The 11966-nt window shown below is 43.6% G+C and carries 12 protein-coding genes; 10 read left to right on the plus strand and 2 right to left on the minus strand.

From position 1 onward, the window contains the following. Nucleotides 1-175: 175 nt before the first annotated feature. From rimO to GPM24_RS13305, 3 genes are all read left to right on the plus strand, one after another. Nucleotides 176-1510, plus strand: a complete 1335-nt coding sequence (gene rimO / locus GPM24_RS13295; RefSeq protein WP_158827221.1) for a 30S ribosomal protein S12 methylthiotransferase RimO — start codon at nt 176-178, stop codon at nt 1508-1510. Nucleotides 1511-1561: 51 nt separating this feature from the next. Continuing rightward, nucleotides 1562-3163 (plus strand): bacillithiol biosynthesis cysteine-adding enzyme BshC, encoded by a 1602-nt coding sequence (bshC, locus tag GPM24_RS13300; protein ID WP_158827222.1) that lies wholly within the window; start codon nt 1562-1564, stop codon nt 3161-3163. Between the two features lie 89 nt (nt 3164-3252). Next, complete coding sequence (locus GPM24_RS13305; protein WP_158827223.1) at nt 3253-4335, plus strand: Ldh family oxidoreductase; 1083 nt, start codon at nt 3253-3255, stop codon at nt 4333-4335. A gap of 484 nt (nt 4336-4819) precedes the next feature. Here GPM24_RS13305 and GPM24_RS13310 read toward each other — a convergent pair whose 3' ends face one another. Continuing rightward, nucleotides 4820-5083 carry a hypothetical protein gene (locus tag GPM24_RS13310; RefSeq protein WP_158827224.1) on the minus strand — a complete coding sequence of 88 codons (264 nt, stop codon included), beginning with the start codon at nt 5081-5083 and terminating at the stop codon, nt 4820-4822. 171 nt (nt 5084-5254) lie between these two features. On the opposite strand from GPM24_RS13310, the gene GPM24_RS13315 reads away from it, so the two are divergent. The 6 genes from GPM24_RS13315 to GPM24_RS13340 all read left to right on the plus strand — a co-directional run bounded on the left by GPM24_RS13315 (nt 5255) and on the right by GPM24_RS13340 (nt 10246). Next, nucleotides 5255-6133: a cell division protein FtsX gene (locus GPM24_RS13315; protein WP_158827225.1), complete on the plus strand. Its 879-nt coding sequence runs from the start codon at nt 5255-5257 to the stop codon at nt 6131-6133. 6 nt (nt 6134-6139) lie between these two features. Beyond that, nucleotides 6140-6403, plus strand: a complete 264-nt coding sequence (locus GPM24_RS13320) for a DUF3098 domain-containing protein (RefSeq protein WP_158827226.1) — start codon at nt 6140-6142, stop codon at nt 6401-6403. 3 nt (nt 6404-6406) lie between these two features. Continuing rightward, the gene (locus GPM24_RS13325; protein WP_158827227.1) at nt 6407-7201 is read left to right on the plus strand and encodes an undecaprenyl-diphosphate phosphatase; all 795 of its coding nucleotides are present in this window, start codon (nt 6407-6409) and stop codon (nt 7199-7201) included. Nucleotides 7202-7366: 165 nt separating this feature from the next. Beyond that, nucleotides 7367-8092, plus strand: coding sequence for a tRNA pseudouridine(55) synthase TruB (gene truB, locus GPM24_RS13330; protein ID WP_158827228.1), 726 nt, complete (start codon nt 7367-7369; stop codon nt 8090-8092). A 32-nt stretch (nt 8093-8124) separates the two neighbouring features. Beyond that, nucleotides 8125-9054 carry a bifunctional riboflavin kinase/FAD synthetase gene (locus GPM24_RS13335; RefSeq protein ID WP_158827229.1) on the plus strand — a complete coding sequence of 310 codons (930 nt, stop codon included), beginning with the start codon at nt 8125-8127 and terminating at the stop codon, nt 9052-9054. Between the two features lie 109 nt (nt 9055-9163). Continuing rightward, nucleotides 9164-10246, plus strand: coding sequence for a DUF2157 domain-containing protein (locus GPM24_RS13340; RefSeq protein ID WP_158827230.1), 1083 nt, complete (start codon nt 9164-9166; stop codon nt 10244-10246). On the opposite strand, the gene GPM24_RS13345 is transcribed toward GPM24_RS13340, so the two are convergent. Further along, nucleotides 10233-10856 (minus strand): LysE family transporter, encoded by a 624-nt coding sequence (locus GPM24_RS13345; RefSeq protein ID WP_158827231.1) that lies wholly within the window; start codon nt 10854-10856, stop codon nt 10233-10235. The genes GPM24_RS13340 and GPM24_RS13345 overlap by 14 nt on opposite strands. Nucleotides 10857-10954: 98 nt before the next feature. On the opposite strand from GPM24_RS13345, the gene GPM24_RS13350 reads away from it, so the two are divergent. Continuing rightward, nucleotides 10955-11881, plus strand: coding sequence for a cobalamin-binding protein (locus tag GPM24_RS13350; protein ID WP_158827232.1), 927 nt, complete (start codon nt 10955-10957; stop codon nt 11879-11881). The last annotated feature ends 85 nt before the right edge of the window (nt 11882-11966 follow it).

Genomic DNA, 11966 nt, shown 5'->3' on the forward strand with positions numbered 1-11966 from the left:
TAGAAGGAAGGAAAAATAAAATGTCATCTCGAACGATAGTGAGAGATCTTTTCGAAGCAACCAGTTAACTAATCGCTTTTAAAAGGTTTCTCGTTAGCACTCGAAATGACAGCAAAACATAATTTTCAATTTGAAAAGATTGAGCGTGAGTAAGGGAACGAGAGATAATCAGTAAATGAGAACAAAATTAGTTAAGCAGCCTGTACAGATAGAAAAGCCGCGTGTGAACGTAGTTACCCTAGGCTGTTCCAAAAACGTGTACGATTCGGAAGTGTTGATGGGCCAGCTGAAAGGTCAGCTGTTTGATGTGGTACATGAGGCCGAGAATGTAGGTAAAAATGACATTATCGTCATCAATACATGCGGCTTTATTGACAATGCCAAGCAGGAATCAATTGACACTATTCTGCAATACAGCGAGCTGAAAGAGCAGGGCAAGGTTGGCAAAGTTATCGTAACCGGATGCCTGTCTGAACGCTACAAGCCCGAATTAGAAGCCGAGATACCTAACGTTGATGCTTACTTTGGTACCAATAACCTGCAGGATGTGCTGCAAACTATTGGCGCTAATTACAAATACGAGTTACTGGGCGAGCGTATGCTCACTACCCCATCGCATTTTGCTTACTTTAAAATTGCTGAAGGTTGCAACCGACCCTGCTCTTTCTGTGCTATTCCGTTGATGCGCGGCAAGCACTTAAGCACACCAATGGATCAGTTGGTAAATCAGGCGAAGAGTTTAGCTAAGCAAGGCACGCGCGAGCTGATACTGATTGCACAAGATTTAACTTATTACGGTTTAGACCTGTACGGTAAACGTAACCTGGATGAATTGATGCGCCGCCTGTCTGACGTTGAAGGCATTGAGTGGATCCGTTTGCAATACGCCTACCCTTCAGGCTTCCCCATGGAAATACTGGATGCCATGAACGAGCGCGACAATATTTGCAAGTATCTGGACATGCCTTTACAGCATATTACTGATAACATGCTGAAATCTATGCGTCGTGGTATTACCAAGCAAAAAACTACGGACTTGGTGAACGCCATTCGTGACAAGGTGCCTAACATTGCACTGCGTACCACGCTGATTACCGGTTACCCCGGCGAAACCGTTCAGGATTTTGAAGAGATGTACAACTGGGTGGAAGCAACCCGCTTTGACCGCCTAGGCTGCTTCACTTACTCGCACGAGGAAAAAACCCATGCGCATACCTTGATAGATGATGTTCCGGAAGAAATTAAGCAGGAACGCTCTGATGCGATTATGGAAGTACAGCAAGGTATATCTTACGAAAAGAATCAGGAAAAGATAGGCAACACCTACAAAGTACTGATTGATAAAATTGATAACGGCTACCTGGTTGGCCGTACTGAGTTTGACTCGCCCGAGGTAGATAACGAGGTATTGATTGATGCTACACAACAATATGCCAACGTTGGCAGTTTTGTAAACGTGCAAGTAAACAGTGCCGAGGACTTTGACCTCTATGGACAAATTGTAAAATAATAAAAAGTACAGGGCGCATGTAAATCATGCGCCTTACTTTTGACCGCATATATGGACGCTAACTGTATCGACTATAAAGAAACCGGCTTTTTTTCTAAAACCGTGATTGACTACCTGGATAATGCTCCCGAGCTTCAATCTTTTTACAGTTATCGTCCCGATTTAAATGGCTTCACCCAGTTACTTGCTAACAAAAAGGTAACCGCCAATCGCCAGTTATTAGTGCAGGTGCTTACCGAGCAATATTTTAAAGCCGACGCGCCACAGTTAGCTCACGCCGATACTGTTAAGGCTAATATTGATTTACTGGCTGCAGATAACTCCTACACGATTACCACCGGGCACCAGTTAAATGTTTTCACAGGTCCGCTGTACTTTATCTATAAAATAGTAACCGCCATTAAACTGGCGCAGCAACTCAAAGCCGAGTTTCCGGACAAAGAGTTTGTGCCCGTTTACTGGATGGCATCTGAAGACCATGACTTTGCCGAAATTAATTACACTAACATAGGCGGCAAAAAAATACAATGGCAGCAGGAAGTGAGCGGTGCAACCGGCCGCTTAGACACTAAGGCAATGCGCGATGCGCTGAACCAGTACAAAGGCATTTTGGGTTTGGATAACTATGCCACCGAGCTGTCGCAACTGGTTGAAACGGCTTATGGCTCCTTCACCAGATTAGCTGATGGTACTCGTTACCTGGTTAATGCGCTATTCGGCCAGTACGGCTTGGTGATTGTTGATGCTGATGACATCCGGCTAAAACAACAGTTTGCCCCAATTATTGAGCAGGATATTCTGGAGCAAAATAGCTTTAAATATATATCTGAAAGCAACGCCGCCTTGCAAAAGCTAGGGGTACATACGCAGGTAAATCCGCGTGAGATAAACTTTTTTTATCTGAAAGATGATTTGCGCGAACGCCTGGTGTTGCATAACAACCAGTATGAGGTATTAGATGCAGACATTCGCTTTACGGAAGATGAATTAAAGCAGGAAATCAGCCAGCACCCTGACCGGTTTAGCCCGAATGTGGTGATGCGGCCCCTATACCAAGAATGTATTTTACCTAACATTGCCTATATTGGTGGCGGTGCCGAAATTGTATACTGGTTACAGCTTAAAGCAAATTTTGACCATTATGTAATTGATTTTCCGGCATTGATTCTGCGCAACTCGGGCCTGGTAGTTCGCAAAGAAACTGCTGTTAAAATACACCGAATGGATATTGAGCCTGCTCAACTATTCCAAAGTGCTGATGTTATTAAGAATGATTGGACCCGCAAGCATACCGAGCACGATTTATCTTTAAAAGAAGAATGGCGCGAGCTGCAATGTGTGTTTGAAAAAATCAAACTGCGCTCGTATAAAATAGACCCTACCCTATCTACATCAACCAGCGCTGTACAAGCCAGATTAAAGCATGCGATAGACAACCTGGAAAAAAAACTGGTAAAAGCCGAGAAACGAAACTTTTCCACCCGGCTCACCCAAATTGATGCCATTAAGCAAGACCTTTTTCCGAAAAACAGTTTACAGGAACGCACCGAGAATTTTGGCTTGTTTTACGTTAAATGGGGACAATCTTTCATCGACGAACTGATCCGGCTTTTTGAACCATTGGAATTTAAGTTTACAGTGGTGACAGAGTAACTTGAATCAACATTTATAGGAGTTATAATTACCCGAATTACTTTTCACGGCATTGCATCCCTCTCCGCAAACCTTTAGCTTTGCGTTCTATGCAAAACGTTTTTCCTGAAGCTACACTCCGCACCTTTACGCAAGACATATTTAAAGCCATTGGCTGCTCTGATGAACACGCCTTACTTGCGGCCGACGTATTGTTAAAATCCGACTTACGGGGAATTGATTCGCACGGTGTGGCCCGCTTAAGTGGCTATGTGCGGCTTTGGGAAAAACAGCGCATCAATCCTACCCCAAATATCCGTATTGTTCACGAAACGCCAACCACCGCCACGGTAGACGGCGACGCGGGGCTTGGCTTGGTTGTAGCACCTTATGCCATGCAAATTGCCATACAAAAAGCTGAGCAATTCGGATCAGGCTGGGTGTCGGTACGAAATTCTAACCATTTTGGCATTGCCGGCTATCATGCCCTGATGGCGGTAGAAAAAGACATGATTGGCTTTGCCATGACGAATGCTAGTCCGCTGGTAGCACCTACTTTTGCTAACGAACGTTTACTGGGTACCAATCCTATGTGCTACGCTTTTCCGGCAGGCCAATATCCACCGGTAATTGTAGACATGGCCACCTCAGCAGCTGCTAACGGCAAGTTGGAAATTGCCCAGCGCTCCGGCAAGCCTGTACCCGAAGGTTGGATACAAGATGGTACCGGTAACTACACAACTGATCCTCATGCGTTAAAATCTGGCGGTTCTCTTCTTCCCCTGGGTAGCGATCGTGAACATGGCAGTCACAAAGGTTTTGGCTTAAGTGCCACGGTTGATATTTTATCCGGCGTGTTATCCGGTGCCAATTATGGTCCTTGGGTACCTCCATTTGTTGCTTTTATGAATCCACTGGAAAATGCACCGGGCCAGGGCATCGGCCATTTTGTAGGCGCTATGCGGGTAGATGGTTTCAGACCTGTGGAGGAGTTTAAATCAAACCTGGATAACTGGATTGAACGCTTTAAATCGGCTCAAACAATTAATACTGATCAAAAAGTAATAATCCCTGGAGAACCTGAACTGGCTGCTGAAGCCGAGCGCAGGTTAAACGGTATTCCGTTGGTTGATGCGGTAGTTGAGGATTTAAATATTTTGGCTGATAGGTTTGCGGTAGAGAGGTTAGTTTGAGTCTGATTCTTTGCTTGTTATGCTAGTTTTTGTTAGTGCTGTTAATTTAACTTCCTTTTGAGCTACGAAACTTACTTCTTCTGCTCATTGCCGCAGGGGCTACTTACTTTGTCATAGCCACAAAGTAAGCAAAAGGCCTAGCTCTCGCGATCCGCTGTCGGCCCACATACCCAACGCTGGCCCGGGCGCGATAGCGGGCCTTTGCGCTACTTCTGTTCCTTAATCGTATCATCTAATGTGAAGCACTGTCGGAACAACTTAGACAAAAAGAATCGGCATTCAGCTTCTTTCGGTAGCTACTACTGTAAGTAAAAGCACTGTCTTAAGTAGAAAGAAGGTGCGGCCGAGAGGTTTCTTTTTGGTTACTTTTTCTTTTCCGGTAAAAGAAAAAGTAACTTCCACAGGCCGTGGTTAAAATACATCCCTATCCTAACGAAGAACAGAAACAAGTTAAAGCACTAACAAAAAATCAGCGTATCAAACTCTACAAATCATCCCGCTGTTCATGCGTAGGCGGCGGTTGTGTACTATTCTCCGGATTCTTAAACTCTTCGGGCGGCGTTTTAACCGGGTTTACCGGCTCTTCATCCTGCTCGTGTTGTTTGGCAATGTTGCCAAAGTCGGGTTCATCGGCTTTGTATTCTAAATCCGGTTTGCGGATAACGGCTTTACCACCGTTATCATCAGGGCGGTCGCTTGGCGTGTCGGATGGTGAAGGCTTATCGTGAGAATTGGCTGGATTTGTCATGATATTAATTTTTATACATAACAGTTTGTACGTGAGCTTTGTTTAACAGCCGATACTAAGCGTTAATTTTTGTTAAAACCATTTGCTAATATGTGTTCAAAGCACATTAATAGTGAATAAAGTTTTACCTTTAACCACGCGTTTTTTAATTTCGCATCCCAACTGGATATTATGGAAGAATTTGAAGCAAGTACATCGGCCAAAAAAACCAAAACCATTTACATCTCAACCGTATTTGGTATAGCCATGGTTTTGCTGATGATAGGTATGCTGGGATTAATACTGGTACACGCCAATAATCTGTCGCGCTATATTAAAGAAAACATGGTGGTAAACGTGTTTGTGGATGAAGGTGCCCGCGAAACAGACGTATTGCAGCTGCAACAACAACTGGATGTGAACCCTTATGTAAAGCGCAGCCAATATGTAAGTAAAGAACTGGCGGCCCGTAACCTGCAAAAAGACTTAGGCGAAGATTTTGTTAAGTTTTTAGGGGTAAACCCGCTTTCGCAATCTATTGATGTGTATATGAAGGCTGAGCATGCCAACAATGCCGATATCAATAAGTTTAAAGCTCAACTATTACAAAACCCATTGGTTAAAGAGGTAAAATATCAACCTTCTCTGGTTGACCAAATGAACCAAAATTTGACCACTATTAGCTTGGTGATCCTGGGCTTTGCCGCCATTTTTGTGGTGGTATCAGTAGCGCTAATCAACAACACTATCCGTTTAGCTATCTATTCGCAGCGCTTTTTGATTAAATCTATGCAATTGGTAGGTGCAACCAAAGGATTTATCCGTAAGCCATTCCTATTGTATGGTATATGGCATGGTTTGCTGGCTGCTTTAATAGCCATCATCCTGCTGGTAGGCACGCTATACGCGGTGTATCAGCAGATACCTGATTTGGTAGTGTTGCGTAATTATACCGAGTTTGGTATTATCTTTTTAGGGGTAGTAGCTTTAGGTATTTTTATTGCCGGCTTTAGTACGCTGCTAGCTGTTAATCGCTTTTTACGTTTAAAAATTTATCAGTTATATAGATAATTATTTATGGCTCAAAAATATACTTCGCCGTTAACATCGGCTTCAAAGCCTTACGGCGCACCCGAAAACAAACCTGTGCAGTTTGCCTTTGGCAAAGCTAATTACCAGTTGCTGGCCGCCAGCGTAGTTATCGTGGCATTAGGCTTTATGCTGATGTCGGGCACAACAGACATCTACAGCAATACCAAAATTGTAATTGCGCCATTAGTGGTGTTGGCCGGTTTCGGACTAGCCTTTTACGCCATCTTTAAAAAGCCTTCATCTAACTAATACATGGAGCTTTTTCACGCGATCATTCTGGCCATCATTGAAGGCCTGACTGAGTTTCTGCCTGTATCATCCACCGGGCACATGATTATTGCCTCATCGGCTATGGGTATTGCCTCTAATGATTTTGTAAAGCTGTTTACTGTAGCTATACAATTAGGGGCCATCCTTTCGGTAGCGGTATTGTATTTCAAACGCTTCTTCCGCTCATTCGATTTTTATATTAAGCTGGTAATTGCTTTTATTCCGGCTGCTGTTTTCGGATTATTATTTAGCAAAAAGATTGATCAACTACTGGAAAGTGCACTTACGGTAGGCATCACCCTTTTTATTGGCGGTATTATCCTTCTGTTTGTCGATAAGTGGTTTAACAAACCTGCTGTTGAGGAAGAGAAAGATATCAGCTACCTAACTGCACTTAAAATCGGTTTTTTTCAGTGCATTGCCATGATACCAGGCACCTCACGTTCGGCCGCTACCATTGTAGGGGGCATGACGCAGAAATTAAGCCGCAAAGCCGCCGCTGAATTTTCATTCTTTTTGGCTGTGCCTACAATGTTTGCCGCTACTGCCAAAAAGCTGTTAGACTTTTATAAAGAAGGGCACACCTTTACCGGCGAAGAAATCAAGTTGCTGGCTGTTGGTAATGTTATTGCCTTTGTAGTGGCCCTGTTGGCTATCCGTACATTTATTACATTTTTAGAGCGCAAAGGCTTTGTGCTGTTTGGCTGGTATCGCATCATTGTAGGTGCTGTAATTATCGGCCTTTATATGAGCGGTCACAATCTGGAAGTGATATAATAAATTGCTTCTGCAATAAAATAGTAAAGCCCCATATCTTTCAGGTATGGGGCTTTTTGTTGTTGAAGTTTAAATTTGCTGTATTATTTCACGAGTGTTCTTTTGTATTGGCTCCTCGCTTTGTCTCTCCCAAAATGCGTACCTTTGCAATTTATCTGATACACATTGAGCGAATTACATCCCAAACATAAAGACTTCAACTTTGCCGAAGGCGAACTACTGTTGGTAAACAAACCCTACCGCTGGACCAGTTTTGACATTGTAGGCAAAATACGCAACGCCTTTAAACCCCTGAAACTAAAAGTAGGTCATGCCGGCACGCTCGACCCGCTGGCTACTGGTTTGCTGATTGTATGCACCGGTAAAATGACCAAGCAGATTGACACCTTCCAGGCCGAAGAAAAGGAATATACCGGTACCATGACACTGGGCGCTACTACGCCATCGTACGATATGGAAACAGAGCCAGATAAAACTTTTGATATTACCCACCTTACCGAACAATCTCTTAATGATGCGTTGAGTCAGTTTATGGGTGATATACAACAATATCCACCGGCACACTCGGCCATTAAAGTTAACGGCGAACGCTTGTATGAAAAAGCCCGTCGTGGTGAGGATGTTGAATTGAAAGCGCGTAGTGTGACCATTAAAGAATTTGAACTCACCCGTATTGAGTTGCCTGAGGTTGATTTTAGGGTAGTGTGCAGTAAGGGCACTTATATTCGTTCACTGGTAAATGATTTTGGTCAAGCTGTAAACAGCGGCGCCTACCTATCCAAATTGCGCCGTACACGTAGCGGTAATTTTCGAATTGAAGATGCCTGGGAAGTAATGGAACTGGTGAATATTATCCGCGAATTAAAAACAGAACCCGAAGTGCAGAAATAATTTACTTTTGCAACCTAACAATCTGCCATCCAATGAAAATCTATCATCATATTGATGAATTTACGCCCTTAAAAAATGCTGTGGTTACCATCGGGACGTTTGATGGGGTACACCAGGGGCATCGTCAAATTATTTCGCGCATACGCGAAATAGCCGACAAAACCGGTGGCGAAACTGTGCTGCTTACCTTTTTTCCGCATCCGCGAATGATTTTACATCCGGAAGATCAGGATCTGAAATTGATAACTACCATACACGAGCGGGCAGAATTACTGGAACAATTGGGTATTGATCATATGATCATCACGCCGTTTTCGCGTGATTTTTCTAATCAATCTGCCGAAGCTTATATCCGGGATATATTGGTTGAGCACATCGGAACCAAAACCATTATTATTGGATACGATCACCGTTTTGGAAAAGACCGCCAAGGTGGTTTGACCGAGCTGCAGCAAGCGGCACCACAATACGGTTTTGAGGTTATTGAAATACCCGAGCAGGATATCGACCATGTAGCAGTAAGTTCTACCCGCATCCGCGAAGCACTGTTACAAGCTAATATCGAGCAGGCTAATACTTTTTTGGGCTATCCCTTCTTTTTAACCGGCAAGGTAATACGGGGCAACCAGATTGGCCGGCAGTTGGGCTACCCAACGGCTAATTTGTTGGTTGAGGAAAGTTATAAGCTGATACCGGCTGATGGTATTTTTGCAGCTACTGTAGAAGTGCAAGGACAGACTTTCCAAGGCATGGCCTATATTGGCCACCGCCCTACCATCAACGGCATGACGCGGAATATAGAAGTGAATATTTTCGATTTCAATCAGGATATTTACAATCAAACGCTGCGGATGCACCTTCACAACTTTGTAAGGCACGACGTAAAGTTCTCGTCATTGGAAGGCTTGAAAGAACAGCTGGCGCTCGACCAAAAATCGGTGTTAACTTTGCTGAATGGCTAATTTCCATTTTAACTTATAATTCATAGATTAGGATTTTGAATGTAAATTCAATACGCGTTATCGCCAGAAATAAAGCAATGGTGCATTCGCAAATCATGATTGTAAACCAATGAAGCTAAACCTTGATAAACAGGAAAGTGAGTTTTTAAACCGGGCCATTGCGCATTGGGAAAAAGAACAACTGCTTACACCAGAGCAAGCTGAAAGGTTGCGTACCTCAACCGAGGTAAAAGGTTTTGACTGGATGCGTTTAGCGCAATACTCTTTTTGGGTCGCGTTGTTTTGTGGCGTGATTGCCGTAGGGTCGCTCATCATCAGCGACAAAGTATTGGATTGGATTCGCAGCCTGTATTACACTCCTGATATTGTTATTGCCGTAGGTGCTGCGTTAATTGCAGCCGGCTCATTTTATGTAGGTCGCCGCCGTAAAAGACTACATCCCGAGCGTGTATTTAGTAATGAAGCTACCATATTTACAGGCGTGTTATTCACAGCCTGCTCCATTGCCTATCTTGGTAAAACATTTGATAATGGTTCTGGTCACTTCTCATTGCTGTTCCTGATTTCTGTTTTTGTTTATGGCTTTTTGGCCTGGAAACTTGATTCCAAGATGATATGGCTGTTTGCCCTTATATCATTAGGGAGTTGGTTTGGCACCGAAACCGGGTATCAAACTCGTTGGCAATATTATTTTCTGGGTATGAATTACCCGCTACGCTTTGTGGCGTTTGGAATACTACTGGTTGCTGCCTGCTACTTACTTCGTAGCAAAAAGTGGATGGCCCAGTTCTGGGATTTAACTTATGTAGTAGGCTTGCTGTATTTGTTCCTGTCGCTGTGGTTACTGAGTATTTTTGGAAACTACGGCCATTTGGAAGACTGGTGGCAGGTAAAGCAAATATCCCTGTTTTATTGGGGCATTATATCAGGTGCTGTAGCCGGTGGTTTCTTGCTGTACGGACTAAAAACCAAAGATGCCATTGCCCGTGAATTTGGTATCACTTTTCTGCTCGTTTTTATTTATACCAAGTATTTTGAGTACTTGTGGAACCATATCCCATACACACTGTTTTTTGCTATTCTGGCAGCGTCGTTCTGGTTTATTGGCAGACGGGCCGAAAAGATATGGAATTTACGAACTGATGAGGAGCCTAAATCAAACTCTGGTATTACTTCTGCTAATGATGTTTAAAAATCAGGATAAGTTGTTTTACAATATGATAAGCCGAAAAAGCATAAAACAGTAAAGCAATACTGGTATTAATAGCTTTGGTACTCAATTCAAATTTTGATTGTACATATTGTGCGGAACGGGCATAAGCATATAAACACAAAAATGCTCCTGATGCCGATCCTAAACTAAATACGCCCAGCGCCCACAAACCCGGTAATATCCATTGGTGAGCCAGCAGGTATGTACCCGCAATCATCCAAAAAGGGATTTGCATAGGGTTAATAAAGCCTAGCAAAATACCGTAACGAATAGCCTCGCGGTCTGAATACTTAGCTTTAGGCGGCTTATTACGGTTAAGCCAGGTAATGGTACCTAATGTGGTAAATAGCACCACCATCACCCAATCAATAATGGTTTCTACGTGAGGTTGCTCTGACAGCCACTTGGCCGCCTGCATTATAAAAAAAGTAAAAAAGAATTCGACGCTCGAAAAAGCAATAATAAAACGCAGCGCCTGGCGCATGCCACGGTTTATAGTTAATTGTACAAGGCTTAGGTTTATATTACCTGGAGGGATGTAACCGGTAAAGTTGGCTATCAGTCCCAAAAAAAACGTCAGGAAAATCATTACCCAAAAGTAATCCGATTTTTGAAACTATACAGAAACATTGTTTTAGTTCAGTATTAAATTATCGTTATTTGCATTTTTCTTATAAAACAGTTTACATGTCTGCTCCCCGAATTATCTCCCTGCAACCAGCCGCTACCGAAATTGTTTGTGCCCTGGGCCTCGAGCCTCAACTGGTTGGCCGCTCTCATGAATGCGATTATCCTGAAAGTGTAAAACAGCTTCCTGTATGCTCGTACGATAAAATTGGCGCAGGCCTAAGTAGCGGCGAGATTGACCGTCAGGTAAAACAGCGTTTGGCTGATGCACTATCTGTATTTGAGCTGAACCGGGAGCTTATTAATCAATTACAGCCCGACGTGGTAATTACACAAGCCCAATGCGAGGTTTGCGCCGTATCACTACCTGAAGTAGAGCAAGCGCTGGCTGAGGATTTGAATAAATCAGCCCAGATTATTTCACTGCAACCTAACAGCCTGGATGAGATATTTGCTAATATCCGTGAAGTGGCTACTGTATTAGATGCCTTGCCTGCTGCCGAAACCTTGTTGGAAGATTTACAGGAGCGGGTAGATATTATCCGTCATAAACTAAAGTTTATCGAAAATAAGCCTACGGTAGCTTGCATCGAGTGGTTAGATCCGCTCATGGTATCCGGCAATTGGGTGCCCGAACTGGTAAGCATAGCGGGCGGTAGGGCTGTAATGGCCGAAGCGGGCAAGCACTCGCCCTACATAGAATGGGAAGACCTGCGCATGCAAGACCCAGAGGTGATTGTAGTAATGCCCTGCGGCTTTTCCATCGAACGCACTTTGAAAGAAATTGACATTTTGCTGCAACTACCCGGCTTTGCCGATTTACAGGCGGTAAAAAATAAACGCCTGTACATTGCCGATGGCAACCACTACTTTAACCGCCCCGGCCCTCGCGTGGTAGATTCGGTCGAGATACTGGCCGAGATTATTTATCCAAAACAGTTTATTTTTGGATATGAAGGTGAGGGATGGATTAAGTTTGAGGTGTAACCCGTTCCAAACCCTTCCCAGCAGGAAGGACAAAAAATTCAATAAATAAAAAATGTCATTTCGAGTGCTAACGAGAAATCCTTTG

Source organism: Mucilaginibacter lacusdianchii (genome assembly GCF_009770985.1).
In the GTDB taxonomy this organism is placed as follows: Bacteria; Bacteroidota; Bacteroidia; order Sphingobacteriales; family Sphingobacteriaceae; genus Mucilaginibacter; species Mucilaginibacter lacusdianchii.

Bases quoted from the DNA above. Each gene is read 5' to 3' on its own strand.
- bshC (WP_158827222.1), top strand. From the start codon at position 1,562: ATGGACGCTAACTGTATCGACTATAAAGAAACCGGCTTTTTTTCTAAA.
- GPM24_RS13350 (WP_158827232.1), top strand. From the start codon at position 10,955: ATGTCTGCTCCCCGAATTATCTCCCTGCAACCAGCCGCTACCGAAATT.
- rimO (WP_158827221.1), top strand. From the start codon at position 176: ATGAGAACAAAATTAGTTAAGCAGCCTGTACAGATAGAAAAGCCGCGT.
- GPM24_RS13325 (WP_158827227.1), top strand. From the start codon at position 6,407: ATGGAGCTTTTTCACGCGATCATTCTGGCCATCATTGAAGGCCTGACT.
- GPM24_RS13340 (WP_158827230.1), top strand. From the start codon at position 9,164: ATGAAGCTAAACCTTGATAAACAGGAAAGTGAGTTTTTAAACCGGGCC.
- GPM24_RS13335 (WP_158827229.1), top strand. From the start codon at position 8,125: ATGAAAATCTATCATCATATTGATGAATTTACGCCCTTAAAAAATGCT.
- GPM24_RS13345 (WP_158827231.1), bottom strand. From the start codon at position 10,856: ATGATTTTCCTGACGTTTTTTTTGGGACTGATAGCCAACTTTACCGGT.
- GPM24_RS13320 (WP_158827226.1), top strand. From the start codon at position 6,140: ATGGCTCAAAAATATACTTCGCCGTTAACATCGGCTTCAAAGCCTTAC.
- GPM24_RS13305 (WP_158827223.1), top strand. From the start codon at position 3,253: ATGCAAAACGTTTTTCCTGAAGCTACACTCCGCACCTTTACGCAAGAC.
- GPM24_RS13310 (WP_158827224.1), bottom strand. From the start codon at position 5,083: ATGACAAATCCAGCCAATTCTCACGATAAGCCTTCACCATCCGACACG.
- GPM24_RS13315 (WP_158827225.1), top strand. From the start codon at position 5,255: ATGGAAGAATTTGAAGCAAGTACATCGGCCAAAAAAACCAAAACCATT.